The 26,367-nt window shown below is 62.4% G+C and carries 24 protein-coding genes; 3 read left to right on the top strand and 21 right to left on the bottom strand.

Going from position 1 to position 26,367, the window contains the following annotated elements; translation table 11 throughout:
- Positions 1–205, top strand: a 205-nt coding sequence (locus tag AC3WJW_RS26915) for a hypothetical protein (protein WP_493728093.1), incomplete at its 5' end; no start/stop codon positions are given.
- Positions 206–453: 248 nt separating this feature from the next.
- On the opposite strand, the gene AC3WJW_RS26910 is transcribed toward AC3WJW_RS26915, so the two are convergent.
- The 10 genes from AC3WJW_RS26910 to AC3WJW_RS26865 all read right to left on the bottom strand — a co-directional run bounded on the left by AC3WJW_RS26910 (position 454) and on the right by AC3WJW_RS26865 (position 13,084).
- Complete coding sequence (locus tag AC3WJW_RS26910; protein ID WP_493728092.1) at positions 454–1,137, bottom strand: TetR/AcrR family transcriptional regulator; 684 nt, start codon at positions 1,135–1,137, stop codon at positions 454–456.
- Between the two features lie 5 nt (positions 1,138–1,142).
- Entirely contained in the window at positions 1,143–2,771 is a 1,629-nt protein-coding gene (locus AC3WJW_RS26905) for a methyl-accepting chemotaxis protein (protein ID WP_493728091.1), read from the bottom strand.
- Between the two features lie 66 nt (positions 2,772–2,837).
- On the bottom strand, positions 2,838–3,989 hold the full coding sequence (locus AC3WJW_RS26900; RefSeq protein WP_493728090.1) for an acyl-CoA dehydrogenase family protein: 1,152 nt from the start codon (positions 3,987–3,989) through the stop codon (positions 2,838–2,840).
- A gap of 18 nt (positions 3,990–4,007) precedes the next feature.
- Entirely contained in the window at positions 4,008–5,096 is a 1,089-nt protein-coding gene (locus AC3WJW_RS26895) for an enoyl-CoA hydratase/isomerase family protein (protein WP_493728089.1), read from the bottom strand.
- Between the two features lie 2 nt (positions 5,097–5,098).
- A complete protein-coding gene (gene mmsB / locus AC3WJW_RS26890) occupies positions 5,099–5,989 on the bottom strand; it encodes a 3-hydroxyisobutyrate dehydrogenase (protein WP_493728088.1) in 891 nt (296 codons plus the stop codon).
- A gap of 89 nt (positions 5,990–6,078) precedes the next feature.
- The gene (locus AC3WJW_RS26885; protein WP_429393146.1) at positions 6,079–7,587 is read right to left on the bottom strand and encodes a CoA-acylating methylmalonate-semialdehyde dehydrogenase; all 1,509 of its coding nucleotides are present in this window, start codon (positions 7,585–7,587) and stop codon (positions 6,079–6,081) included.
- A gap of 107 nt (positions 7,588–7,694) precedes the next feature.
- Positions 7,695–9,398, bottom strand: coding sequence for an AMP-binding protein (locus tag AC3WJW_RS26880; RefSeq protein ID WP_493728087.1), 1,704 nt, complete (start codon positions 9,396–9,398; stop codon positions 7,695–7,697).
- 286 nt (positions 9,399–9,684) lie between these two features.
- On the bottom strand, positions 9,685–10,935 hold the full coding sequence (locus tag AC3WJW_RS26875) for an OprD family porin (RefSeq protein ID WP_493728086.1): 1,251 nt from the start codon (positions 10,933–10,935) through the stop codon (positions 9,685–9,687).
- A 173-nt stretch (positions 10,936–11,108) separates the two neighbouring features.
- Positions 11,109–12,758 (bottom strand): cation acetate symporter, encoded by a 1,650-nt coding sequence (locus AC3WJW_RS26870; protein WP_104448513.1) that lies wholly within the window; start codon positions 12,756–12,758, stop codon positions 11,109–11,111.
- Complete coding sequence (locus AC3WJW_RS26865; protein ID WP_008050941.1) at positions 12,755–13,084, bottom strand: DUF485 domain-containing protein; 330 nt, start codon at positions 13,082–13,084, stop codon at positions 12,755–12,757. The genes AC3WJW_RS26870 and AC3WJW_RS26865 overlap by 4 nt, the downstream gene beginning before the upstream one ends.
- Positions 13,085–13,490: 406 nt before the next feature.
- Here AC3WJW_RS26865 and AC3WJW_RS26860 point away from each other — a divergent pair, with 406 nt between their 5' ends.
- Positions 13,491–14,441: a LysR family transcriptional regulator gene (locus tag AC3WJW_RS26860; RefSeq protein WP_205886327.1), complete on the top strand. Its 951-nt coding sequence runs from the start codon at positions 13,491–13,493 to the stop codon at positions 14,439–14,441.
- Positions 14,442–14,514: 73 nt separating this feature from the next.
- Here the strand turns inward: AC3WJW_RS26860 and pqqE are convergent, their stop codons facing one another.
- The 8 genes from pqqE to AC3WJW_RS26820 form a co-directional block, all read right to left on the bottom strand.
- Positions 14,515–15,687, bottom strand: a complete 1,173-nt coding sequence (pqqE, locus tag AC3WJW_RS26855; protein ID WP_493728085.1) for a pyrroloquinoline quinone biosynthesis protein PqqE — start codon at positions 15,685–15,687, stop codon at positions 14,515–14,517.
- Positions 15,659–15,934, bottom strand: coding sequence for a pyrroloquinoline quinone biosynthesis peptide chaperone PqqD (gene pqqD / locus AC3WJW_RS26850; RefSeq protein ID WP_007980311.1), 276 nt, complete (start codon positions 15,932–15,934; stop codon positions 15,659–15,661). Before pqqD ends, pqqE begins: the two co-directional genes overlap by 29 nt.
- Entirely contained in the window at positions 15,931–16,683 is a 753-nt protein-coding gene (gene pqqC / locus AC3WJW_RS26845) for a pyrroloquinoline-quinone synthase PqqC (protein WP_493728084.1), read from the bottom strand. Before pqqC ends, pqqD begins: the two co-directional genes overlap by 4 nt.
- Before the next feature lie 125 nt (positions 16,684–16,808).
- On the bottom strand, positions 16,809–17,720 hold the full coding sequence (gene pqqB, locus AC3WJW_RS26840) for a pyrroloquinoline quinone biosynthesis protein PqqB (protein WP_493728083.1): 912 nt from the start codon (positions 17,718–17,720) through the stop codon (positions 16,809–16,811).
- 126 nt (positions 17,721–17,846) lie between these two features.
- Positions 17,847–17,918: a pyrroloquinoline quinone precursor peptide PqqA gene (pqqA, locus tag AC3WJW_RS26835; RefSeq protein WP_097084786.1), complete on the bottom strand. Its 72-nt coding sequence runs from the start codon at positions 17,916–17,918 to the stop codon at positions 17,847–17,849.
- Positions 17,919–18,037: 119 nt separating this feature from the next.
- On the bottom strand, positions 18,038–20,125 hold the full coding sequence (locus AC3WJW_RS26830; RefSeq protein WP_493728094.1) for a PQQ-dependent dehydrogenase, methanol/ethanol family: 2,088 nt from the start codon (positions 20,123–20,125) through the stop codon (positions 18,038–18,040).
- Positions 20,126–20,190: 65 nt separating this feature from the next.
- A complete protein-coding gene (locus tag AC3WJW_RS26825) occupies positions 20,191–21,123 on the bottom strand; it encodes a transporter (protein WP_493728082.1) in 933 nt (310 codons plus the stop codon).
- Between the two features lie 10 nt (positions 21,124–21,133).
- On the bottom strand, positions 21,134–21,382 hold the full coding sequence (locus AC3WJW_RS26820; protein WP_493728081.1) for a hypothetical protein: 249 nt from the start codon (positions 21,380–21,382) through the stop codon (positions 21,134–21,136).
- Between AC3WJW_RS26820 and AC3WJW_RS26815 the strand changes: the two genes are divergently transcribed.
- A complete protein-coding gene (locus tag AC3WJW_RS26815) occupies positions 21,381–23,282 on the top strand; it encodes a sigma-54-dependent Fis family transcriptional regulator (RefSeq protein ID WP_493728080.1) in 1,902 nt (633 codons plus the stop codon). The genes AC3WJW_RS26820 and AC3WJW_RS26815 overlap by 2 nt on opposite strands.
- A 55-nt stretch (positions 23,283–23,337) precedes the next feature.
- Here the strand turns inward: AC3WJW_RS26815 and AC3WJW_RS26810 are convergent, their stop codons facing one another.
- From AC3WJW_RS26810 to otnI, 3 genes are all read right to left on the bottom strand, one after another.
- Complete coding sequence (locus AC3WJW_RS26810) at positions 23,338–23,610, bottom strand: DUF4242 domain-containing protein (protein WP_493728079.1); 273 nt, start codon at positions 23,608–23,610, stop codon at positions 23,338–23,340.
- 102 nt (positions 23,611–23,712) lie between these two features.
- On the bottom strand, positions 23,713–25,203 hold the full coding sequence (locus AC3WJW_RS26805; protein WP_493728078.1) for an aldehyde dehydrogenase family protein: 1,491 nt from the start codon (positions 25,201–25,203) through the stop codon (positions 23,713–23,715).
- Between the two features lie 349 nt (positions 25,204–25,552).
- Positions 25,553–26,356: a 2-oxo-tetronate isomerase gene (otnI, locus tag AC3WJW_RS26800; protein WP_493728077.1), complete on the bottom strand. Its 804-nt coding sequence runs from the start codon at positions 26,354–26,356 to the stop codon at positions 25,553–25,555.
- Between the last annotated feature and the right edge of the window lie 11 nt (positions 26,357–26,367).

Raw genomic sequence — 26,367 nt, 5'->3', positions numbered from 1 at the left:
TCTTCAGCAATCTCCAGATCGCAAAATCAAAATCAAAAGATCGCAGCCTTCGGCAGCTCCTACATTATCTGTTTTCCTCCGGGATTCCGTGCAGTCCCTTTTTTCTGGCTTCAGTAAACCGGTTCAACACTGCAAGCTTTTCAGCCAGTCCAGCGGTGAGCGTGGCACTGGGACAACCCCGCATAGTTTGTTCATCTGCATCTGATCGTCGAGGTGGCTTTCCACGTAACGCGAGCAAGGCTGGCCGATCTTTGCATCCACCAGCTTCCTTCGTACCCGGACAGCCTCCATGCGTAGAGCGTGCAGCTTAGCCATGAGTCCCGCCTGCTGCGGGATTTTTTTGTCTGGAGAAAAAGTGATGACTGCAACCGAGCGAGGCCCCGAAGCCCGTGGGCATTTGATGGGCAAGCATCCTCGATTCAACTGCCGAATGAGGGTATCGGAATCAGGTACTTATTTAAGTGCTAAGGAGGAGGGCGATGGGTGAACGACTGCCGCCAGGTCTGCGGCCTCGGTTGCCCGCAATGCGCCCTGCAGCGTACTCATCACCATCTCATGCAGCAGCTTGCGGCGTGCTCCAATGCCGGCCTTGGGCTGCCCAACCCAGGCCGGTAGTTGATTGAGCAGGGAAACGATGCCGCTTACGGTTGCGCGCCGGGTGGCGCCGGCCGGTTTACCGGTGAGTTGCACTATGGTCTCCACCAGGTGCTGCTCGTAGCGTCGGCGCAGGGCCAGAATCGAGTCTTGCTGTTCGTCGCTCAAACAATGGAGGTCGTACTCCGCCAGGCGGAAATGCGCGGCCATGCGCTCGTGCAGCCGCAGGTGCGCCTCAAGCAGTCCCTGCAACCGTACAGCGGGGGCGGATTTGCGACGGGTCACCAGGCTGGCGCCGTCCAGCAACGCTTCGTAGAGCTCCTCGATCAATTCACACAGCAGTGCCTCCTTGCTATCGATGTGGTTGTAGAGGGAGCCGGCCGTGATCCCCAGGCAAGTGGCCAGGTCGCGCATGCTGACTCGGCTGAAACCATGCCGGGCGAACAGCTCGACAGCCTTGTGCCGCATTTCCAGGTAACGCGTGTTGCGCGCTTCGTCGACAGGCACGGCAAAAAGGGTTTTGGAGGGCTGCATATTGCTCATCCACCTCATACGCGAAACTGGCCCAATAGCCGATTGAGCCGACCCGCCAGTTGGCCCAGTTCCTGGCTCGCCTCGCTGGACCGGTCTGCTGCCTGGGCATTTTCGTGGGCCAGAGAGGCTGCGCGGGACACATTCTGGTTGATGTCTTCGACCACGTGTGACTGCTCCAGGGTGGCGCTGGCGATCGAGGCGTTCAGTTCAGTGACATTGCGCAGCGCGCCGAGTACCTGGTGCAGGCTTTCAGCCGTTTGGTGGGCCTGTTCCACGGTTTGTCGAGCGGCCTGGCTGCTGGCATTGATGACATTCACCGCGGCTTCCGAGTTGTCGTGCAGGCGCTCGATCATGTCCTGGATTTGCGCGGTGGACTGCTGGGTGCGCTGGGCCAGCAGGCGCACTTCGTCGGCCACCACAGCGAAGCCGCGACCCTGTTCGCCAGCGCGCGCCGCCTCAATGGCGGCGTTCAGGGCGAGCAGGTTGGTCTGCTCGGCGATGGCGCGGATCACTTCCAGCACGCTGCCGATCTGGGTACTTTCCCGGGCCAGGCTCTGGATCACCTCGACGGCCTGGCCGATGGTATCGGACAACTGATCGATCTGGCGCAGGCTGGTGTCGATGTTGTTCTGGCCCCGACGTGCCTGCTCTTCGGCCTGGCGAACTTCGTTGGCAGCGTGCTCGGCGTTCCTGGCCACATCCTGCACGGCGTAGGAGACTTCGTGGATGGCGGCGGCTACCAGCTCCATCTGCTGTGATTGCTGCTGGCTGTGGTTCTGGCTATCGGCGGCGATTTCGCTGAGCGACTTCGAAGCCTGGTCCAGGCTGTCGGCGGACTGGATGGACTGTCCGATAACGCCACGGAGCTTGTTGGTGAACACGTTGAAATGGCGGCTCAAGTCTGTCAGTTCATCGCGCCAGCGGTTATCCAGATGGCGGGTCAAATCGGCTTCGCCGCTGGCGATGTTCTCCATGGCATCGACCACCCGCGCCAGGGGCGAGGCGATGCTGCGGGCAATCAGCAGGATCAGGGCACTGAGCAGCAGGGTGATCGTCAGCAATATGAAGAAAGCCTGGAGCAGTTGGCGGCGGAACTCGACCTGCACGTCGTCGATGTAGATGCCCGAGCCGACAATCCAGCCCCAGGGCTTGAACAGTTCGACGTAGGAAACCTTCTCCACCGGTGCGTCGGAACCTGGCTTGGGCCAGCGGTAGTGCACCAGGCCGGCACCCTCGCGCCTGGCGGTGGCGACCATTTCGTCGAACAGCGCCTTGCCGTCCGGATCAAGAGTGCCGGCCATGCGCTTGCCCTCGAGCTTGGCATTGGGGTGCATGACCATTCGCGTGTCGAGGTCTTCGAGCCAGAAGTAGTCCTCGCCGTCGTAGCGCAAGTCGCGCATGACCGCGATGGCCTGCAGCTGCGCCTGCTCACGACTGAGGCCCTGGCCTTCCAGGCTCTGGAAGTGGCGCAGGATGCCGCTGGCAGTCTCGACCACGTGGCGGGTTTTCAGCGCCTTGGCCGTATAAAGGTCGTCATGGCTCTGCTTGAGCATCAGGCCGGCGAGAATCAGCAGCATCAGGATGGATGTCAGCAAAATCAGCCACAGACGGCTGCTGATGGAAATATTGCGCAAGCCGGGCATGGGCAACTCCGCGAGAGGGAAGGCAGGTGAAAGCCGGACGCGGCGCTCGTGTCCGGCGGGAGGGGGTCAGAGTGCGTAGTGGCTCAGTTCGCGGGCGATCAGCAGGCGCTGGACTTCGCTGGTGCCTTCGTAGATCTGGGTGATGCGTGCGTCTCGGTAGTAGCGCTCCACCGGGTAGTCTTCCAGGTAACCGTAGCCGCCATGGATCTGCATGGCGCTGGAGCACACGCGTTCGGCCATTTCCGAGGCGAACAGCTTGGCCTGGGAGGCTTCGGACAGGCACGGTTGCCCGGCGCTTTTCAGGCGCGCGGCATGCAGGACCATCAGGCGGCTGGCGTTGAGTCGGGTGTGCATGTCGGCGAGCAGGTTGGACACGCTTTGGTGTTCGATGATCGGCTTGCCGAACTGGACGCGTTCGCGGGCATAGCCCAGGGCAGCCTCGAAGGCGGCGCGGGCGATGCCCAGGGCCTGGGCGGCGATGCCGATGCGACCGCCTTCCAGGTTCGACAGGGCAATGGCCAGGCCCTTGCCGCGTTCACCCAGCAGGTTGGCTTCGGGAATGGTGCAGTTGTTCAGGGTCACCGCACAGGTATCGGAGGCCTTGATCCCCATCTTGTGTTCGCGTCGGTCGACCACGAATCCGGGGTTGTCGGTGGGGACCAGGAAGGCCGACAGCCCTTTCTTACCCAGTTCCGCATCAGTGACGGCGAAGACAATGGCCAGCTTGGCCCGCTCCCCGTTGCTGACGAACTGCTTGGCACCGTTGAGAATCCACTGACCGTCGCGCAGTTCGGCACGGGTGCGCAGGTTGTGCGCCTCGGAGCCGGCCTGTGGCTCGGTCAGGCAGAAGCAGCCGATCGCCTGACCACTGACCAGCAGCGGCAGCCAGCTGTCCTGCTGCGCGGGGGTGCCATATTTCAGCAGCGGGCCGCAGCCCACCGAGTTGTGGATGCTCATCAGCGCGCCGAGGGCACCGTCACCAGCCGAGATTTCCTCTACGGCCAGGGCGTAGGCCACATAGTCGGTGTAGCTGCCGCCCCAGGTGTCCGGTACGACCATGCCCAGCAGACCCAGCTCGCCCATCTGTGCCACCACGGCGTCATCGATCCAGCCGGCCTTCTCCCAGGCCTGGGCATGCGGCGCGACTTCGCTGCGGGCGAAGTCGCGCGCCATGTCGCGGATCATGCGTTGTTCTTCGGTCAGTTCGATATCGTGCATTGCAAAGTCTCCTGCCAATCAGGCGGTGCGAACGGGCTTGCCGGAGGCGCGTTCAAAGTCGTTGAAGAAGGCTTGCACCCGGGCAGGTGCCAGTTCTGTCAGGGTTGGCGGGTTCCAGCGTGGGCACTTGTCCTTGTCGATGATCAGGGCGCGCACCCCCTCCATCAGGTCGCCCTTGTCGAACCACTGGTAGTCCAGGTGCAATTCAAGGGCGAAGCACTCGGCCAGGCTCAGGTAACGGCCACGGCGCAACAACTCGAGCGTCGTGGCCATCGCCAATGGCGAGCGGCTGTCTAGCAGCTTCACCGTCTGCTCGGCCCAGTCTTGCAGCTCGGGGCGTTGTTCGCGCTGCAGCGCGGCGTGAATGGCCGGGACATCGGGCAAGGCGAAATACTCGTCAATCGCCTGGCGACAGGCCTTGAGCTCGGAACCGGCAAGTCGCTCGGTGGCCATGTCGGCGAGCAGGTCCTGCAAGTCTTCGACGGGCGCAGCGGTCCAGTTCAGGTGGTCGAGGCAGGCATCCAGCTCGGCCAGCCGTTCGCTGGGCAGGTAGTAGTCGGCAAGGTTCGCATAGAGGGCATCGGCGGCACGCACCTGGCAGCCGGTGATACCCAGATAGGTTCCCAGTTCACCTGGCAGGCGCGGCAGGAAATAGCTGCCGCCGACATCGGGGAAAAAGCCGATGCCGACTTCCGGCATGCCCATCCGCGTGCGCTCGGTGATCAAGCGTAGCGAGGCGGCCTGGGCCAGGCCCATGCCGCCGCCCAGGACGAAACCATCCAGCAGCGCCAGCACTGGCTTGGTGTAGCCATGCAGGTACTCGTCCAGGGCGTACTCTTCCTCGAGGAACAGTTCGTGCTGGTTGTCGCCGGCCTTGTAGCTGTCGTACAGCATTCGAATGTCGCCGCCGGCGCAGAAGGCCTTTTCACCGGCGCCGCGAAGGGTCACGGCGACGATCTCCGGGTCCTGCTCCCAAGCCCACAGGTGCCGGCAGAGCAGGCGCACCATGGGCAGGTCCAGGGTGTTCAACGCGCTTGGCCGATTCAGTGTCAGGTGGCCGACACGGTTGCGTACGCTGGCCAGCACCGGGGCTTGCTGCTCGCTCATGCTCAGGCCTCTCCGCGGAACAGGTTGATGATGGCGGAGAAGTCCAGGCCGCCGTTACCTTGCAGGCTGAAGGTCTGGTACAGCTGCTGGGCTACGGCACCGAGCGCAACCGGCTGACGCGCGTGCCGGGCCGCTTCGGTGGCCAGGCCCAGGTCCTTGAGCATCAGGTCGCTGCCAAAGCCGCCGCTGTAGCCCCGTGAGGCCGGCGCGTTTTCCAGTACGCCCGGGAACGGATTGTTGACCTCCGAGCTCCAGCAGCGGCCGGTGGAGGTATTGATGATCCCGGCCAGCACCTTGGCGTCGATCCCGAGGGCCACCCCCAGGGCCATGGCTTCGGCGACGCCGACCATGGAGATGCCGAGCAGCATGTTGTTGGCGATCTTGGCCACCTGGCCGTTGCCTGCTGCGCCGCAGTGCACGATGTTCTTGCCCATCGCCGAGAGGATCGGCAAGGCCTGGTCGAACACGCTGTCCGGGCCACCGACCATAAAGGTCAGGGTGCCTGCCGCTGCACCTCCAGTGCCGCCGGACACCGGCGCGTCGAGCATCGGATTGCCTTGGGCAAGGGCGTATTTGGCCACCTCGCGGGTGCTCAGCGGGTCGATGGTCGAACTGTCGATCAACAGCACGCCCGGGCCGATATTGGCCAGCAGGCCATCCTTGCCGCGATAGACCTGCTTCACGTGCTCGGCGGTCGGCAGCATGGTGATGATCACCTCAACCCTGGCCTTGGCCACGGCGGCGGGCGAGTCGGCGACGCTGGCGCCGGCCTCCACCAGGGCGGCGACCGCCTGCGGGAAGGGATCGAAGACGGTCAGGCTGTGGCCGGCCTTGAGCAGGTTGCGGGCCATTGGGCCGCCCATGTTGCCGAGGCCGAGAAATCCGATATGCATGTTGGCTACCTTTTACGATAGGGGGCAGTGGCGCAGGAAACCCTGCGCGCGCTTGTCGTCGGCCGACGCAAGGCGCCGGCCGGCAAAGGTCATTTCAGGGTGATGGTGGTGTTCACCGCGCCGCCGGTGTCATCTTCGTCGAACCAGCGCTGGGTGATCGTCTTGGTCTGGGTGTAGAAAGTCACCACTTGCTTGCCGTAGGGGCCCAGGTCGCCCAGCTTGGAGGCGCGCGAACCTGAGAAGGAGAACAGCGGGACCGGAACCGGGATTGGCACGTTGATGCCGACCTGGCCGACGTCGATCTCTTCCTGGAAGTGCCGCGCGGCAGCGCCGGAACGGGTGAACAGTGCAGTGCCGTTGCCGTTCGGGTTGGCGTTGATGATCTCGATTGCCTCGTCCAGGTTGGCGGCGTGCATGACGCACAGCACCGGGCCGAAGATCTCTTCGCGGTACACCGACATTTGCGCGGTGACGCCGGAGAAAATGGTCGGGCCGACGAAGTTGCCGTCCTGATAGCCCGGCACACTCGGGTTGCGCCCATCCAGTTCAAGCTTCGCGCCTTCTTCGATGCCGCTGGCGATCAGGCCGTTGACGCGCTCCAGGGCAGCGCAGGAAATCACCGGGCCGATGTCGGTGCCTGGCTCGGTGCCGCCATTGATCTTGAGGGTTTTGGTCCGTTCGATCAGGTCCGGCAGCCAGGTCTGCGCTTCACCCACCAGGATCACCACCGGCAGAGCCATGCAGCGCTGGCCGGCAGCGCCGAAGGAGGCACCCAGCAGGTTGTTCAGGGTCTGCTGCCGGTTGGCGTCAGGCAGGACGATGGCATGGTTTTTCGCGCCCATCATGCACTGCGCGCGCTTGCCGTTCTGGGTGGCACGGTTGTAGACGTGGGTGCCGACCTTGGTCGAGCCGACGAAGGACACGGCCTTGATGTCCGGGTGGTCGCAGATCAGGTTCACCGCGTCGACGCCACCGTGGATGACGTTGAGCACACCCTTGGGCACACCGGCCTCCAGCGCCAGTTCCACCAGGCGCATGGTCACCAGCGGGTCCTGCTCGGACGGCTTGAGGACGAAAGTATTGCCGGTGGCAATGGCCATCGGGAACATCCACAGCGGGATCATCGCCGGGAAGTTGAACGGGGTGATGCCGGCGCACACGCCCAGCGGCTGCAGCAGGGTGTAGGTGTCGACGCCATTGGCCACGTTGTTGGCCAACTCGCCCATCTGCAGGTTGCCGATGCTGGCGGCGTGCTCGACCACTTCCAGGCCGCGGAACACGTCACCTTCGGCATCCGGCAGGGTCTTGCCCTGTTCGGCGGTGAGCAGGGCGGCCAATTCCTTGATGTTCTCGCGGATCAGCTGCTGGTACTTGAGGAAGACACGGGCACGGGCACCGATCGGGGTCTTGCGCCAGGTCTTGAAGGCTTGCTTGGCGCTGGCGACGGCGGCGTTCATTTCCTCGGCGGTGGCGAAGGGGACACGGGCCAGGACTTCCTGGGTGGCCGGGTTGACCACGTCGCGCCACTGGGTGCTGCGCGATTCGACGAACTCGCCGTTGATGAGAAGCTTGACGCTGGGAACGATGGAAGAGGTCATTTACGGGTCCTGCCTGCTTTCGTTGGGTCGAATGAGTCCCCTCGGCGTGGTTGGCCGAGCGGTCGGGTCTGGATTCGGGGGAGGGGCCGGCATGCCGGCCCCAGGGGTCAGCCTTTGAGTTGCGGGAAGTCTTCTTCGAAGTATTCCTGCGGGCCACGTGCGTCGCCCTGGCGACGCTGCACTTCCATTTGCCGCAGTTCCACCCGGCGGATCTTTCCGGAGATGGTCTTGGGCAGTTCGCTGACAAATTCGATGCGCCGTACCCGCTTGTAGGGCGCCAGGTGCTCGCGGGCGAACGCGAGGATGCTGCCGGCCAGTTCGTGACTGCCCTGTGCGTCATGGGCCAGGATCAGGTAGGCCTTGGGCACTGCCAGGCGCACCGGGTCGGGGCTTGGCACCACGGCCACTTCCATCACCGCCGGGTGCTCGATCAGCGCGCTTTCCAGCTCGAAGGGGCTGATGCGGTAGTCGGAGGCCTTGAACACGTCATCGGCTCGGCCGACGAAGGTGATGTAGCCCTCATCGTCGATCTGTGCGGTGTCGCCAGTGCGGTAGTAGCCGTCGCGCATCACTTCGGCAGTCTTTTCCGGGCTGTCCTCGTAGCACAGCATCAGGCCAAGCGGGCGTACGTCCAGCGGCAGGGCCACTTCGCCTTCGTTGCCCGGCACGCCATCAGGGTCGAGCATGGTCACCCGGTAGCCCGGCAACGGACGGCCCATGGAGCCCGGCTTGAGCCGCTGGCCAGGCGTGTTGCCGACCAGTGCGGTGGTCTCCGACTGGCCGAAGCCGTCGCGCAGCAACAGGCCCCAGGCATGCAGGATCTGCTCGATGATCTCCGGGTTGAGCGGCTCACCGGCGCCCACCAGTTCGCGCAGGCGCAGGCGAGACTTGTAGCTGGCCAGGTCTTCCTGGATCAGCATGCGCCACACGGTAGGCGGCGCGCACAGGCTGGTGACGCCATAGCGCTCGAGCACGCCGAGCAGGGCTGGCGCGCTGAAGCGTGCGGTGTTGTGGATAAAGATGCAGGCACCGGCATTCCACGGTGCAAAGAGGCAGCTCCAGGCGTGCTTGGCCCAGCCCGGGGACGAAATGTTCAGGTGCAGGTCGCCCGGCTGCAGGCCGATCCAGTACATGGTCGAGAGGTGGCCGACCGGGTAACTCTGGTGACTGTGCAACACCATCTTCGGCTTGGAGGTGGTGCCGGAGGTGAAGTACAGCAGCATCGGGTCGGTGGCCAGCGTGCGACCCTCAGTTTCGAACTGCTCGGAATGCTCGCTGGCGGCGCTGTGCGGGGTCCAGCCGGCGGGGGACGGACCGACGCAGATGCGGCTGCAGTCTTCACCCAGCCCGACGAACTTGTCGACATGGGCGCTACCGACCACCAGATGGCGAACATGGCCGCGCTCGATGCGGTCGCTCAGGTCATCGGGGGTCAGCAGGGCGGTGGCGGGAATGACCACGGCACCGAGTTTGAAGGCGGCCAGCATGGTTTCCCACAGGGCGACGTCGTTGCCGAGCATCAGCAGGATGCGTTCGCCGCGGCGCACGCCGAGGGCACGCAGGTGATTGGCCACCTGGTTGGAGCGCTTGGCCAGTTGCTGGAAGCTGTAGCGTTGTTCGCTGCCGTCCTCTTCGACGATCCACAGGGCATTGGCCTGGTTGCCCTCGGCCATGGCGTCAAAGTAATCCAGCGCCCAGTTGAATTCGGTCAGCTGCGGCCAGCGGAAGTCACGCACGGCGGTGGCGTAGTCGGTACGGTGGGCCAGCAGGAAGTCACGAGCGGCCAGGAAGGGTTGGCAGTTGTTGTTCATTGGAGTCTCCCGAGGCGCGCGCGGGTACCTGAAAGTGAGGAGACGACGGCAAGCAAGGATGGCTTCACGATGGGTGCCCTGTTTATTTTTATTGGGACTGACCTGGTTCATGACCAAGCGGTTGAATCGAGTATAGGCAGGCATAAATCAAATAAGAATGCTCAAAAAGTCCGGTGCGTTGTGCAAAAAAACACAGGCTGCGGCATCCCGGATGCGCCAGAAATGCACAAGGCGGGTGCTGCTCGCACCGACAGGCGATGTGAGCGGCACCCGCCTTGTGCGGGGCTTACCAGAGCGCCAGGGTATAGCTGAGGATCAGGCGGTTCTCGTCGAGATCGTTACCGAAGTGGGCGGTGCGCACCGAAGCGTTGCGCCACTTGAGACCGAGGTTTTTCAGCGGGCCGCTCTGAACCACGTAGCCGATGTCGGTGTCGCGCTCCCATTCGCGACCGTCGGGCTTGCCGACGCCCAGGTCGATGCTGTCGCCTGACAAGTAGCGGGTCATGAAGGTCAGGCCGGGAATGCCGAGGGCCGCGAAGTTGTAGTCGTAGCGCGCCTGCCAGGAACGCTCGTCCTTGTTGGCGAAATCGTTGATCTGCACGAAGTTGACCAGGTAGGCGTCGCTACCATTGACGTAGGCAAAGCCGGTGTCGCCGCTCATGCGTTGGTAACCGAGACCGAAGGCATGGCCACCGAGGGCATAGGTGAACATGGCGCCGAAGGCATTGTTGTCGATGTTGCTGTTGCCATCGTCGGTGGAGCGGGCGTAGCGCAGGTCGCTCTTGAGCGTCTGGCCTGCGCCCAGCGGCAGCACGTGCACCAGATTGAACTGGTGTTGGTGGTAGAAATCGTCCAGGCCGCCGTAGTTGTAGCCCGTGTTCAGCCGGTCGTTCCACTGGTAGGCCAGGCCGGCGAAATTGAAGGCGTCGCTGCGGGCCTGGCCACTGACAATGCCCTTGGCGCCGGTGGTGGTGATGGTCATTTTCTCGTAGTCCGAGGAGTCGCGCTGGTTGACCCGATCCAGGCGCCCCGCATCGACACTCAGGCCTTTAATCTCCTGAACGTTCAACTGGCCACCGCGGAATGTTTGCGGCAACAGGCGCGAGTCATTGGCCAGCAGCACCGGCAACTTCGGGGTCAGGGTGCCGAGCTTGAGCACGCTGTTGGACGCCTTGAGCTTGGCCGTCAGGCCCAGTTCGCCATACTCGTCCTTGGCGCGCCTGGGCGGCTGGCTGTCGCGCTTGAGCAGGCCGGAGCCGGCACGATCGGGGCTGGAATCGAGTTTGACGCCGAGCTGGCCGAGGGCATCGATACCGACGCCGATCATGCCGTCGGTATAGCCGGATTCGTAGCGCAGCAGGAAACCCTGGCCCCATTCTTCTTGCTTGGACTGCGCGGCATTGGCCTGGCGGAAGTCGCGGTTGAAGTAGAAGTTGCGCGTTTCCAGTCTGGCCGTGCTGTCTGCCAGGAAGTCCGCGTGAGCCTGTGCGGCGAGGCCGCTGCCGGCCAGGATCAGGGTGAGGGTGGTGGGTTTCATTGGAGGCCTTTTGTTGTTTTTGTTGTCGACAAGCCGCTACCGCGCCGTTTCGGGTTGGCGAGGGAAGGGCGCTTTCGGGGTGTCCTGCGCCGAGCGGCGCAGGACGGGCGTAAAAAAGCGCGAAGCAAAGGAGCGGACTCGCGCTCGGGGCGTCAGCCCCGGAAAACTCAGCGTCAGTGACTGCTGGCCATGGCGGCTCCAAGGCCGGTCTGGGCACGCACGAACTGGTCGGCATAGGCAGCGCGTTCGCGGTCGGCGCGTTCGCTGCGGTCAAGCCTGGAAGCGACCACTATGACCAGGAAGGCCAGTGGCATGGAGAACAGCGCCGGCTGGTCGTAAGGGAAGAGCGCCTGGGCATGCCCCAGTACGCCGACCCACACCGACGGCGAGCCGATCACCAGGGCCAGTGCGCTGAGCAGGCCGGTCAGGCCACCGTAGAGGGCGCCCCGTGTGGTCAGGCCGCCCCAGTACATGGCCATGATCAGTACCGGGAAATTCGCCGAGGCGGCGATGCCGAACGTCAGGCCGACCAGGAAGGCGATGTTCTGGCCCTCGAACAGAATGCCGAGGGCGATCGCAACGATGCCCAGGCAGACGGTGGCGATGCGCGACACGCGCATTTCCTGTTTCTCGTCGGCGCAGCCTTTCTTCAACACCGAGGCGTAAAGGTCATGGGAGATGGCCGAGGCACCGGCCAGGGCCAGGCCCGCCACCACCGCGAGAATGGTGGCGAACGCCACGGCAGAGAGGAAGCCGAGAAACAGGTTGCCACCCACCGCCTTCGCCAGGTGCATGGCCACCATGTTGCCGCCTCCGATCATGGCCCCGCCGAGCTTGCCGTCGACGTAGTACTGCGGATCCGTACCGACGATGACGATGGCGGTATAGCCCAGGACGCAGACCACCAGGAAGAAGAAGCCGATGAACACCGTGGCGAACAGCACCGATTTACGCGCCTCCTTGGCATTGGGCACAGTGAAGAAGCGCATCAGGATGTGCGGCAGGCCGGCAATGCCGAAGACCAGGCCGAGGGATAAGGACACTGCGTTGATCGGGTCGGCCAGCAAGGTGCCCGGGCCCATGATCTGCACGCCGCTGGCATGCACTGCCACCGCCTGGGCGGCCAGGGTCTCGAAGCTGAAGTCGAAGCGACTCAGGGCCATCAGCACCAGGGTGGTGCCGCCCGCCAGCAGCAGGACCGCCTTGGTGATCTGGACCCATGTGGTGGCGAGCATGCCGCCGAAGATCACATAGACCAGCATCAACAGTCCGACCACCACCACCGCCGTGCGGTAGTCGAGACCGAACAGCAGTTTGATCAGTTGGCCGGCACCGACCATCTGCACCACCAGATAACAGCACACCACGGTCAGCGATCCGAGGGCGGCGAAGCTGCGCACGCGGGTCTGATCGAGTCGGTAGGAGACGATGTCGGCGAAGGTGTAGCGCCCCAGGTTGCGCAAGCGCTCGGCCATCAGGAAGGTGACGATCGGCCAGCCGACGAAGAAGCCGATGATGTAGACGAAGCCGTCGTAGCCCTTGGCGAAGACCAGGCTCGACAGGCCCAGCAGAGTGGCCGCCGACATGTAGTCACCGGCGATGGCCAGGCCATTCTGAAAGCCGGTGATACCGCCGCCGGCGCTGTAGAAATCGGCGGCGGAGCGGGTGCGTCGTGCCGCCCACCAGGTGATCAGCAGGGTGGCGAGGACGAAGACGAAAAACATGCCGATGGCGTGCAGATTGAGCGGTTGCTTCTGCGCAATGATGGGGTCGGCATGGGCCAGCACAGGGCTGAGGGCGAGAAGGGCGAGCAGGCGTTTCATGCGCGGGACTCCTGGAGGATCTGCGAGCTGAGCACGTCGAAGCGGGTGTTGGCGCTGTGCACGTACCAGGCGGTGAGTAGCCAGGACAACAGGATGATCGTCACGCCAATTGGCATGCCGAGGCTGAGGTGGCTGCCGTCGTACAGCGGCAGGTGCAGCCAGGCGGGAGCGAACGCCACCACCATGATGAAGCTGTAATAGATCGCCAGGACCGCGCCGCTCAGTGTCCAGGCCAGCAGTGCACGCTGACGCGCCAGGCGTTGGAACTTGGGGTTGGCCCTGACCCGTGCGCAGGTCTGGACGTGGTTCGGATGGTCAGTCGTCATGGTGAGGCTCCGTTTTTCTAGTTGTTTTTGTTGTTCGGCCTTTTGAGGGGCGTACGGGTACCCGGGCAGCGACCCGATGCGGGACGCCACCTGAATGCTGATGTGCTGGAGTTATTGCCGCCCGGATGACCTTCCAGTGGCGAGAGGGCGGTGCGGGAGGGCGGCGGGGTGCCACGGATCGGGCCAACGGCAGACGAGAACCGTGGCCGCGATTGCGCTGTTGCGCAGCTGCTTGTGTGCGGCGTTCAAGCCGGTTTTTATCCGTGCGCTCATGCTGTCAGCCCTCGATATTTATTATTCGGGTGGGGGGCTTTCCTGGCCTGAAAATGACGCTGGCCAAGTTGGGTGAGATGCGAGTATATAAGTGCATATTTCCCATATGTATTGGCGGAAAAGCCCGATGGATATGCAAAAATGCACAACGCAGCCACCACTGAACTGGGACGACTTGCGTTTCTTCCTCGAAGTGGCCCGTGCCCGCACCGCCAGCGGTGCCGCCCGCCGCCTGGGAGTGGACTACACCACGGTGTCGCGGCGTATCCGCGCCCTGGAGCAGTGCCTGGGGGCCCTGCTGTTCGAGAAGTCGCGAACGTCCGGTTTTGTCCTGACCGTGGAGGGGCAGCGTCTGGTCGGCCACGCCGAATCCCTGGAAAGTACGCTGCTGGTAGCCTGCGAGCAGGTTTTCGGCACCACCGGGGGGCTTGCCGGGCATCTGCGCATCGGCTGTACCGAAGCCTTCGGAACCTGTTTCATCACGGCGCAGATGAGCCACTTCCTTGAGCACTACCCGAACATCTCGGCGGACATTTTGCCGGTCCCGCATTTCATCAACCTGTCACGGCGCGAGGCGGATATCGCCATCACCCTGGAGCGGCCCGAGCGCGGTCCCTACGTGTGCTCGCGATTGTGTGACTACCGCCTGCGCCTTTATGCGACGCCGGAGTACCTGGCGAACCATCCGCCGATCGGTTGCCGCGAGGACCTGGACGGCCACCCGTTCGTGACCTACGTCGAGGACCTGGCCTTCAGCTTCAAACTGCTCTACCTGAACGACCTGATGCCTGGAGCCAACAGCCGCCTGCGCAGCACCAGCGTGGTGGCCCATTACCACGCAGCCCTGGAAGGACGGGCGCTGGCGATCCTGCCTTGCTTCCTCGCCGGCCCCGATCCCCGCCTGTGCGAAGTGCTGCCCGGTGAAGTGGAGATCACTCGGCAATTCTGGATGTACTACAGCGAAGATCTGCGCAAGCTGAAACGGATTACCCTGGTGGCCGAGTACCTGCGCGCCTGCGCGGAACTGAATCGTCCGTTGCTGATGGGCGAGTCACGTGTGATGAGCTATCTACCGTCACCCTGAGGGAGGGGGGAGTTGTGCAGCCAGAAGTAAAGCGAGGTGCTGGTTGGCCACGGCTTTGGCAGCGCTGAACGGTTCAGCTTTTGGCGATGAGGCGTGAGTTTCGTTCATTGCGAAAGGCCAGTTGGTCGATGGTCTGGGTCGCGTGTTCGGCTTCTTCGCGAGCCTTGAGGATCACGCCGTGTTGTGGCGATTTGCTGCACACCGGGTCGGCGTTGCTGGCGTCACCGGTGAGCATGAACGCCTGGCAGCGGCAGCCGCCGAAGTCTTTTTCTTTTTCGTCACAGGAGCGGCACGGCTCGGGCATCCAGTCGTAACCGCGAAAGCGATTGAAGCCGAACGAGTCGTACCAGATGTGCTGCAGGCTGTGGTCGCGCACGTTGGGAAACTGCACCGGCAGCTGTCGGGCGCCGTGACAGGGCAGGGCGGTTCCGTCCGGTGTGACCGTCAGAAAAATACTGCCCCAGCCGTTCATGCAGGCTTTCGGGCGTTCTTCGTAATAGTCCGGGGTGACGAAAATCAGCTTGCACGGATGCCCTTGGGCTTGCAGTTTGGCGCGGTATTCATTGGTGATGCGTTCGGCGCGCAGCAGTTGCTCCTGGGTCGGCAACAGCCCGACGCGATTGAGCTGCGCCCAGCCGTAGAACTGGCACGTGGCGAGTTCGACAAAGTCCGCTTCCAGGGCGATGCACAGCTCGATGATGCGGTCGATCTGGTCGATGTTGTGCCGATGGGTGACGAAGTTCAGCACCATCGGATAACCATGGGCCTTCACCGCCCGGGCCATTTCCAGTTTCTGCGCAAAGGCCTTTTTCGAGCCGGCCAGCAGGTTGTTCACCTGCTCGTCGCTGGCCTGGAAACTGATCTGGATGTGATCGAGGCCGGCCTGCTTGAAGTCGCTGATTTTCTGCTCGGTGAGGCCGATGCCGGAGGTGATCAGGTTGGTGTAGAAACCCAGTGTGCGGGCTTCGGAAATCAGCTCGGCGAGGTCCTGGCGCACCAGCGGTTCACCCCCGGAAAAGCCCAGTTGCGCCGCGCCCATTTGCCGCGCTTCACGGAACACCTTGATCCACTGTTCGGTGCTCAGCTCTTTGCCCTGTTCGGCGAAATCCAGCGGATTGGAGCAGTACGGGCATTGCAGCGGGCAGCGATAGGTCAGCTCGGCGAGCAGCCACAGCGGCAGGCCGACCTCGGGTTTGGGCGGTACTTGCACTGATGATTCAGGCAAGTTCGATCCAGTGCTGCGCACGGGCCACCTCCATGAATTGCTCGATGTCGTCACCGAGCTCGGGTACGCCGGGGAACTGTTGCTCGAGTTCGGCGATGATCGCCGCGACATCCCGTTCACCGTCAATCAAGCCACCGATCAGTGCGGCACTTTCGTTGAGTTTGATCATGCCTTCCGGGTACAGCAGCACGTGGCCTTTCTGCGCCGGTTCGTACTGGAAGCGGTAGCCGGGGCGCCAGGTCGGGGTCTTGCTGCGATCGAAGCTCATAAGGTGATTCCTTTGTGCCAGACCCGTTCTCCGGTCACGCTGTGATACGGCGGGCGTTTCAGTTCGTAGGCCATGCTCATGGCATCGAGCATGCTCCAAAGAATGTCCAGTTTGAACTGGAGAATTTCCAGCATGCGCTCCTGGCCTTCACGGGTGGTGTAGTGCTGCAACGTGATCGCCAGACCGTGCTCGACATCACGCCGTGCCTGACCCAGGCGTGTGCGGAAATACGCGTAGCCGGCCGGGTCGATCCATGGGTAATGCTGCGGCCAACTGTCCAGGCGCGATTGGTGGATTTGCGGGGCGAACAGTTCGGTCAGCGAACTGCTGGCGGCCTCCTGCCAGCAGGCGCGGCGGGCGAAGTTGACGTAGGCGTCCACGGCGAAGCGCACGCCGGGCAGCACCAGTTCCTGGGAACGCAACTGGTCCGGGTCGAGGCCGACGGCCTGGCCCAGTCGCAGCCAGGCTTCGATGCCGCCGTCTTCACCGGGCGCGCCGTCGTGGTCGAGCAGGCGCTGAATCCACTCGCGGCGGATCTCGCGGTCAGGGCAATTCGCCAGAATGGCCGCGTCCTTCAGGGGAATGTTCACCTGATAGTAGAAACGGTTGGCGACCCAGCCCTGGATCTGCTCGCGGGTCGCCCGGCCTTCGTACATCGCCACGTGGTAGGGGTGATGGATGTGGTAGTAGGCGCCCTTGGCGCGCAGGGCCGCTTCGAATTCGGCGGGGGACATCGGGGTGTCGGTCATTGCGGTTCTCCGGGAAACAACCGTAGAGGTCTAGTGCCTGTGCCGGCCTCATCGCGAGCAAGCTCGCTCCCACAGGGGAATGTGGTCAACTGTGGGAGCGAGCTTGCTCGCGATAGGGCCATCTGCTACAGCACAATACTCATGCCGTCATACGCCACTTCAACCTCGCGCCGATCCAGCTCCGCCCGTTCCGGCGAATCTTCATCGAGAATCGGGTTGGTGTTGTTGATGTGGATAAGCACCTTGCGCTGCGTGGGCAGTTGCTCCAGCACGTCGAGCATGCCGCCGGGGCCGTTTTGCGCCAGATGGCCCATCTCCCGACCGGTGCGGGTGCCTACGCCACGACGCTGCATTTCATCGTCATCCCACAGCGTGCCGTCGACCAGCAGGCAATCGCTGCCGGCCATGATCTCCAGCAGCGCGGCATCCACCTTGCCCAGACCCGGTGCGTAGAACAGTTTGCCGCCCGTGCCCCGGTCCTCGACGATCAGGCCGATGTTGTCGCCCGGATGCGGGTCGAAGCGGTGCGGCGAGTAGGGCGGTGCGGCACTGCGCAAAGGCAGCGGGGTGAAGCGCAGGTTCGGGCAGGCGGGGATGGTGAAGCTTTGATCGAGCTCGATGCGGTTCCAGTTCAGCCCGCCGTTCCAGTGGGTCAGCATGGTGAACAGCGGAAAACCGCTGCTCAGGTCTTCGTGGACCATGTCGGTGCACCAGACCTGATGCGGGCACCCTTCACGCAGCATGAGCAGGCCGGTGGTGTGGTCGATCTGGCTGTCCATCAGGATGATCGCGCCGATCCCGGTATCGCGCAGGGCGCGGCCGGGCTGCATCGGGGCGAAACCCTGGAGTTGGGCGCGGATGTCCGGGGAGGTGTTGCACAGTACCCAGTTCACGCCGTCATCGGAAATCGCGATGGACGACTGCGTCCGCGCCTTGGCCCGCAGGCTGCCGTCGCGAAAGCCTGCGCAGTTCACGCAGTTGCAGTTCCACTGGGGGAAGCCGCCGCCGGCGGCGGAACCTAGAATCTGGATATACATGATGTGTTCCGACAGACAATCGCGTCAGGGTGCGATTGCGCAAAAAAGTGCCCCGGCGCACCGGGGCCAAATTGATGGGGTGCCATGTCTGTGGAGTGGGGCAGCGCACGGCACCCCACTCACGGGTCAGCGGCTGGCGAAGTACATGGTGACTTCAAAGCCGATACGCAGGTCGGTGTAGGCAGGTTTGATCCACATGTTCGAGTTCCTCATTGTTGTTGGATGGTTCGTCTTGAAAAAGCTGTTGCGCATCCTTGCTCGACATAGCGGCGAGTGCGGTCACGCCGGCTCGCCGTCGTTGCGTTACTGCGGTGCAATCACGGCGCAGCCTTGGCTGACTGTTGTACCTTGATGTAGTCCGCGTATTCCCGGCTCATCACGTATTGCTTGATTTTCTCGACATCGGCGGGCTCCAGCGCGTCTTTGAAAGAAGGCATGCCCAAAGGCTTCAGTACGCCGTCAAGGACGATTTGCTGGAACAGGCTACGCCGCGCCTCGTCTGACTTGCGCAAGTCGGGAATCAATCCGCCGCTGACTGCGCCGACGCCGTGGCAGACAGAGCAGTAGGTGCCGAACATCTGTTGGCCTGCGGCGAGGTCTGTGGCGGATACGTCGACCTGTTTCGGTATGCGGCTGACGACCTGCGCTTTCTCGGGTAATGGCGGTAGAGAATCCTTGCCGCCGAGTTTGAATACCAGCAGGCGACTGAGGTTGCCCACTCCTGGCGCATTGGCAGCGTCACCGCCGATCAGGGGCGCGACTCCGCCCCAACCAGCCATCACGGCAACGTACTGCTCACCTTCGAAACGATAACTGATGGGGGCCGCGACGATGCCGGTCTGGGCCGCGAAGGACCACAGTTTCTTGCCTTTGTCGGCGGAGTAAGCAATGAAGTTGCCGTCAGCCGTTCCCTGGAACACCAGATTGCCCGCGGTGCTCAGGGTGCCGCCGTTCCAGTAGTGTGAATAGGGCACACGCCAGGCTTCTTTTTGCTTCACCGGGTCCCAGGCCAGAAGCGCACCGGAAACGACCTCGCGCGGGATCTCAGTGGCGTCGGAGAATCCTGCACCGGTGTTGAATGCCTTGCGCCTTACGAAGTCTTTGCCTTCGTTTCGGTAGACGCCCGGGATCTCCTGGTAGGGGATGTACACCAGGCCGGTCTGTGGGTTGAACGACATTGAGTGCCATCCATGTGCACCGAAGGGGCTCGGCCACATGACGACAGGTTTATCGGTGTAACGCGCTTCAGGAGCCTCTACCGGCTTGCCGGTCGCCATGTCGATTTTTTCGGCCCAGGTCACCTTGCCGAATTTTTCGGCGGAGAGCAGCTTGCCGGTCTCACGGTCCAGAACATAGAAGAAACCGTTCTTCGGCGCCTGCATGATGACCTTGCGTGGCTTGCCACCAATGTTCAGTTCCGCCAGGGTCAACTGCTGGGTGGCGGTGAAATCCCATGAGTCCCCCGGGGTCACCTGATAATGCCAGGCCAGTCGGCCGCTGTCGGGCTGGATGGCGAGGATCGATGACAAGTAGAGGTTGTCACCGCCGCGCGGGCTGCGAATATTGCGGTTCCAGGGGCTGCCGTTGCCGGTGCCGATATAGAGCAGGTCGAGCTCCGGATCGTAGGCCATGCTGTCCCACACCGTGCCGCCACCGCCGAGCTTCCAGTACTGGTCACCGGTCCAGGTCTTGGCTGCCTCGGCCAGCTCCGGGTGCTCGTAAGGTTTGTTTGGATCGCCCGGCACGGTGTAGAAGCGCCATTCCATTTTTCCGCTTTCGGCGTCGTAGGCAGAAAAGTAGCCACGCACGCCATATTCGGCACCACCGTTGCCAATGATCACCTTGCCTTTGACCACCCGCGGCGCACCGGTAATGGTGTAGGGCAGGCTGTTGTCGGTCGTCTGCTGGCTCCACACCTGTTGACCGGTCTTGGCATCAAGGGCGACAAGACGGCCGTCGAGGGTGCCGATGTAGACTTTGCCGTTCCACAGTGCGACACCGCGGTTGACTGCATCGCAACAGGCATCGCGGGCTTTGCCGCGATCAATCTGCGGGTCGAAGGCCCACAGTTGCTTGCCGGTCTTGACGTCGATGGCGATGGCACGGCTCCAGGACAGAGAGGCGTAAAGCACGCCGTCCGAGAATAGCGGCGTTGCTTCCAGGCCCCGGTGATTATCGAGGTCGAGATGCCAGGCCAGGCCGAGTTGATCGGCATTTTGTTCGGTGATTTGCTTGAGCGGGCTGAAGCGCTGTTCGGAATAGGTACGACCGTGGCTGAGCCACTGGCTGCCGTCGTTCTCGCTGGCGACGATGGCGGCTTGATCCACGGGGGTGGCGCCGACCATCGGGGCCAGCAGAAGCAAGGCCAGGCTGGCGATTTTCAGAGGTGCTGACTGCGTCTTGATCATTACGCAAGAGTCCTATTGTGCTTGTTGTAGGTCGATCGTTCTGCGTGTTCTCTGCGTGAGCGCTAGAACAGTTGCAGGATGCGTAGATTGATTCGTCGTTCCTCTTTGAAACCATTGTCCACGGACATGTCCTGGCCGTAGTTGGCCATCAGCTGGGTACTCGGGGTGACGAAGTAGGAAGTGCCCACTGTGTATTTGCTGGTGCCGGGCTTGTCGTCCATATCCAGCCCGGCGATTTGGCTTTGGCCACCCCAGAGTTTCGATACTCCGGCACGTATATCGAAGCGCTCGGTAAAGTTGTAGCGCAGAAAAGCCTGGCCCTGGTAGAGCGGATCCTGCTTCTGGGTAACGCCTGCGCTGCCGTAGTCATTGTTGTGGCCGAAGAACGTTACATCGCCGACCAGATCGAGGGTCACCTTGTCGGTCAACGGGGTGATGTAGCCGCTCTGCAAGGTGAACTTCCAGCGGTTCTCGCCCAGGTTGATCGCATTGTGTTTGTCGTAGCTGCCTGTGGGCACGAAGAGAAAAGGGGTGATGCCGAAGTAGCGGCGTTTTTCAGGTTCATTCACCAACCAGACGGTAGCGGCAAGGATCAGATCGCCGGTGCCGCTGTCGCTGCCCAGGTCCTTCACGTCGTCCCTGGCTCGCACATTGCCGAATGGCAGGAGAAACTGTGGATCAACGATGTAATCGCCCAACTGCATGAAATGCACGCCACGCGCGATACCGACATCCGAATCCAGCCCGGCATGGATCGGCACCTTGTGGCCATCGGCATAGAGCGCATTGCGTTCGGTATGTTGGTAGTAAAGCAGGCCCAGGTTGGTGCCTTTGGGCAGTGCGGTGTAATCGCCGGCATCGACGTCCAGGGCCAGGGCGCCGCAAGAAAACCCGGCCATCAGGCTAAACAGCGAAGCGTGCAACAGATGCGCTTGAAGAAGTTCGCGCGATAACCAGCCCTGGTCGGCGCGAGTCCGCTCTGTGCTCATATTCATGACATCACCTTTATTGTTTTTGTTTATGATTAACCCAAGGTCGGAGGGGAAGTCCGGGCTTGGTGATGTCATTGAGCAGGGCCTGTGCCAGTTTTTGCTGTTTGGTGAAAAAACCATATAAATCAACAACATGAATAATATTTTGAGCGATCGAAACAAGCCCGGGAATTGCCCCGTTGTTTCGCTGATTCAAACTGAGACAGTGGCTTGGGGTCAGGTTGACCCAGTTCGAGACACCTGCCCGCGAGATGCCTTCCATGCGCAAAACCAATACCCCCTCCGCGACGCCTCCTTCGCGCAAACGATTCGTCGATACCCAAGTGGTCGAACGCTCGTGGCAGCGCTCGCGCAATTACGGAATATGTCATCAAGACAATCTGCTGTTCGAAGCGCCGGTCGTCGCCAGCAGTTCGCAGATCGCTGAAAGCAACCGCCTGCTCTTGAGCTGTGCCACCCCGGAAATGGAACAACTGCACGCGGCCCTGTCGCCCAAGGACTGGGTACTGGCGTGCCTTGATCTGGAAGGCGTGGTGATCAGCAGCCTGGGCCGGCGCAGCACAGAAAATCGGGAGTTGAATCAGGTGTTCCGCGTAGGTGCGCAGATTTCCGAACAGAATGTCGGGACCACCGCCCCCAGTTGCGTCCTGACCGAGCGCGATTCGGTTTTTTTCGTTGGCGAGGAACATTATCTGGAGGAGGCGCGCCAGTTTTCCTGTCTGGCCACGCCGATCTTCGGTTTGAACGGCGGTATCGTCGGTGTCCTGGATGCGAGCAGTAAGCAGGGGGCGCCTTCGATCTACACCCTGGAGTCCCTGGTGTTTGCCGCCCGTGCCATAGAAAACCGCATGTTCGCCCAGCTCGGCGAAGTGCTGCTGGTGCACGTGCACCATCGACTCGACATCCTTGGCACGCCCATGGAGGGGTTGCTGGCTTTCGACCCGGCCGGCAAGCTACGGTGCGCCAACCGCATCGCCGGTCAGCTGTTGAAGCTCGGAGACATCCAGATCGGTCTGGATTTCTCCGAGCTGTTCGACATGCCCTTCATCCATGCTGCCTGCTATCGCCGTCATGACCTCAGCGCACCGCTGCGCCTGCACAGTCACCACAGCGGCGAGCTGCACGCTTGCATCACCATGGGGCCTGGCCAGAAGCCGGCGCGGGGCCAGCCGGCGAAATTCCTGCCAGCCATCGTTGCCGAACAGGCGCCAGCGCCGCAATCGGGGCCCTGTCTGGAGGACCCTGCCTTGCAGGAGGCCCTTGGCCGCGCACGCAAGGCCTTCGCCCACGACATCCCGGTGCTCGTCAATGGCGAAACCGGCACGGGCAAGGAAGTTTTTGCCCGACTGTTACACGAAGGCAGCCCGCGCGCCGGCGAAGCCTTCGTCGCGATCAACTGCTCGTCCATCCCGGCCAGCCTTATCGAATCTGAACTGTTCGGCCACGTTGAAGGCGCCTTTACCGGGAGTCGCAAGGGGGGCGCCAGCGGGAAGATCGAAGAGGCCCACAAGGGGACGCTCTTTCTCGACGAGATCGGCGACATGCCCCTGGAGCTTCAGGGTCGACTGTTGCGTGTGCTGCAAGAGCGCAGTTTGACCCGTCTTGGTAGCAATCAGGTGATCAAGGTGGATTGCGCGCTGATCTGTGCCACCCACCGCGACCTCAAGCAACTCTCGGACAATGGGGGCTTTCGCGAGGATCTGTACTACCGTATCAATGGCCTGCGTGTGTCCCTGCCAGCCCTGCACGAACGCAGCGACCTTCGGACGTTGATCGGCCATTTGCTGCGCGCTGAAACCTGCGCACACCGGCCGGTTCAACTGAGCAGCGTGGCGTTACAGGCGCTGTTGGCCTACCGCTGGCCAGGCAATATCCGACAGCTTTACCAAACCCTGAGACTGGCAGCCGCCCTGGCGGAAAATGAAGGGGAAATTGGCTTGCAGCACCTGCCGGACGAGGTCCTGGAAAATTGTGTCGCCCAGACCGAAGTCGGGTCAGGCACGCCGCTGCTTCAAGAGCAGGCTACCTTGCACGCCACCGAATTGCGTGCCATCAAGGCCGCGGTGGAGGCCAACGGCGGCAATCTGTCGGCCGCAGCGCGCAGCCTGGGCATCGGTCGGGCGACGCTGTACCGCAAGCTCAAAGGCATGGAGCAAAGTTGATGCCGTGAGCAAGGCTGTGCTCCGGCGGAGCGACAGCCTTACCCATGCAGACGATCTATTCGGCGGTAGTCGGGTCGATGATTTCAACCACTTCGGACACGCGGTTGGCCGGGAAGCCGCCCTGTGCGGCGTGCTCGCGAATCTGTTGCTCGTTCGGCGCGATGTACAGGCAGTAGACCTTGTCGTCCGTCACGTAACTGTGCAGCCATTGAATCTGTGTTCCCAGGGTGCCAAGCACGGCACAGGACTTTTGCGAGATCGCCTGGAGTTCTTGTGCCGAAAGCTTTCCTGCCCCCGGGATTTCTCGTTCGATTACATATTTTGGCATGGGCAACTCCTTGATTTGAGTGGTGGGCGGGCAACGGCGTACCCGCCAGAATAAAAAACAGACGGTGGCCGCGTTTACCGGCCCCTGCCTGAAAATGGGGGGCTACAGCTTGATCATTACTGTTTTGAGTTCGGTGTAGTGCTCGATGGCCGCCGCCCCCATTTCACGGCCCACACCGGAAAGCTTGTGGCCTCCAAAGGGCAGTGCCGGGTCGAGGGCAGTGTGGCAATTGACCCACACCGAGCCTGACTTGATGCGTGGGATCATGCGATGTACCGCCCCCAAGTCGTTAGACCAGATGCTCGCACCCAGGCCGTAGGGGTTGTCGTTGGCCAGCCGCACGACTTCGTCGATATCGTCGAAGGGGATGGCTACCAACACCGGGCCGAAGATTTCCTCCTGAACCAGGCGATGCTTCTGGTCGACGTCGACGATCACCGTGGGTTTGACGAAGTAACCGGGGCCCGATTTTTCGCCGCCGCAGGCGATGGTGGCGCCCAACTCGCGGCCCATCTCGATGTAGTGGTGCACCCGGTCCTGCTGTTTGGCGGAAATGAGCGGCCCCATGTCCACGCTGGGATCGAGGCCGTTGCCAAGCTTCATGCCATTGGCGACGTCGACGATGTCACCCACCACCCGGTCGAAGTGTTTGCGCTGTACATACAGGCGTGACCCGGCGCAGCACACCTGGCCTTGATTGAAGAAGATGGCGTTGGCAGCGCCGGCGGCGGCCTGCTGCAGGTTGGCATCGGCCAGGACGATGGTGGGGGACTTGCCGCCCAGTTCCAGGGTGACGCGGGTCATGTTGTCCATGGCCGTCTTGCCGATCTGCTTGCCCACTTCGGTTGAGCCGGTGAACGTGAGCTTGTCCACGCCGGGGTGGCGGGTAAGGGCAACGCCGGCATTGAGCCCTGTCCCCGTCACCACGTTGAATACACCGGTGGGATAACCGGCCTCCAGCACCAGTTCGGCCAGCTTGAGCGCACTGAGTGGTGTCTCATCGGCCGGTTTGAGTACCAGGCTGCAACCGGTGGCCAGGGCCGGGCCAAGTTTCCAGCACGCCAGCATGAAGGGAAAATTCCAGGCGACGATGGCACCGACCACACCGACCGCCTCGCGACGGATGAAGGCGTGGAAATCAGAATCCGGCATCAGCGGCAAAGACGGATCCACAGTGCTGCCCGATATCTTGGTCGCCCAGCCAGCCATGTAGCGCAGGAAGTCGATGGACAATTGAACGTCCACCAACCGCGCCATCTGCGCGCTCTTGCCATTGTTCAGGCATTCGAGTTCGGCGATCACCTGGGCATCACGCTCGATCAGTTCGGCGAGACGCCACAGCAGGTTTTGCCGCTCGCGCGGGCGCATGCGACTCCAGGCGGAGTCGTCGAAGGCATGGCGCGCGGCTTCTACAGCGTGGTCCACATCGACATGGTCAGCGGATGGCACTTCCAACAACAGGTTGCCAGTAGCCGGATTGCGCACGGCCATCGTCGCGCCGCTGGAAGCAAACATCCATTCGGCGCCGATCAGCATGCGCGGTTGCCTGGAAAGGAATTCGACGGTCTTGTGATGCAGCGGTAGATGGTCCATGGGTGAGGCCTCGTTGTTATGGGTCTTGTTCGTGACCCTGGAGCAACGGGTGTGCCATCCACAGGAAAGTACCGCAGGCACTGGGCGCAGCGCTTATCGGCAGGCAACACAGGCAATGACGGACACAGTGGAGTTGTATCGAACCCGTACAACTGTTTCAGAATGGGGCAGTCGCCAGAGATGCAGGTACGACTGGATCAGTCCTAAGACCCGGGTAACTGTGGGGCAAATAATTCATGCCCAATCCTGAATGGTTGCCGACTGCCTCTCGTCAGAGGCAGTCGGCAACCATTGGAGACTTCGCAGCGTCCAGGAAATCAGGGGCGATCCAACTTTGATGAAAAGCCGTCTATGCATGGCCTTGAGTTGACCGACCCTGCCAATCACGCAGCCATTGCAAGCCCGTGGAGGTGTCGCCGCGCGGCCGGTACTCGCAACCGACCCAACCGGTGTACCCCAGTTGATCGATCAGCTCGAACAGGTAGGGATAATTCAGCTCGTTGTTCATGTCGGGTTCGTGGCGATCCGGCACGCCCGCGATCTGGATATGGCCGATGCCGGCGAAATCCCGTCGCAGCTTTGTCGCCACGTCGCCCTCGACGATCTGGCAATGGTAGACGTCGAACTGGACTTTGAGGTTGGCCTGGCCGACCGCTTTGCAGATGGCCTGGGCCTGATGTTGGTGGTTGAGGAAAAAACCCGGCATGTCGCGGGTGTTGATCGGCTCCAGCAATACGGTGATCCCGGCCTTGGCGGCTTGTGTCGCTGCGTGGCTGAGGTTTTCCAGGTAGGTTTGCTGGTGCCTGGCGCGATCCGCTTCGTTGGCCAGCAGCCCGGCCATGACATGGATGCGGTCGTTGCCCAGTACCGCGGCGTATTCCAGGGCCTGGTCGAAACCGGCGCGGAACTCCGATTCACGGCCTGGCAGGGACACGGTGCCTTTTTCCCCGGCCGCGATATTGCCAGGCGGTGCGTTGAACAGGGCCTGGACCAGGCCATTGTCGTCGAGCCGCTGTTTCAATTGCTGTGGGCTGTAGTCGTAGGGGAACATGTATTCCACTGCCTGAAAACCATCGGCGGCGGCTGCGGCGAAACGGTCGAGAAAGTCATGTTCGGGGTAGAGCATGCTGAGGTTGGCAGCGAAACGAGGCATGAAGACTCCTG

The sequence above is a fragment of the Pseudomonas sp. GW821-FHT07G06 genome, from assembly GCF_058986625.1.
The sequence above is the reverse complement of the archived record's forward strand: the minus strand, read 5'-3'. Positions and strand labels throughout refer to the sequence as shown.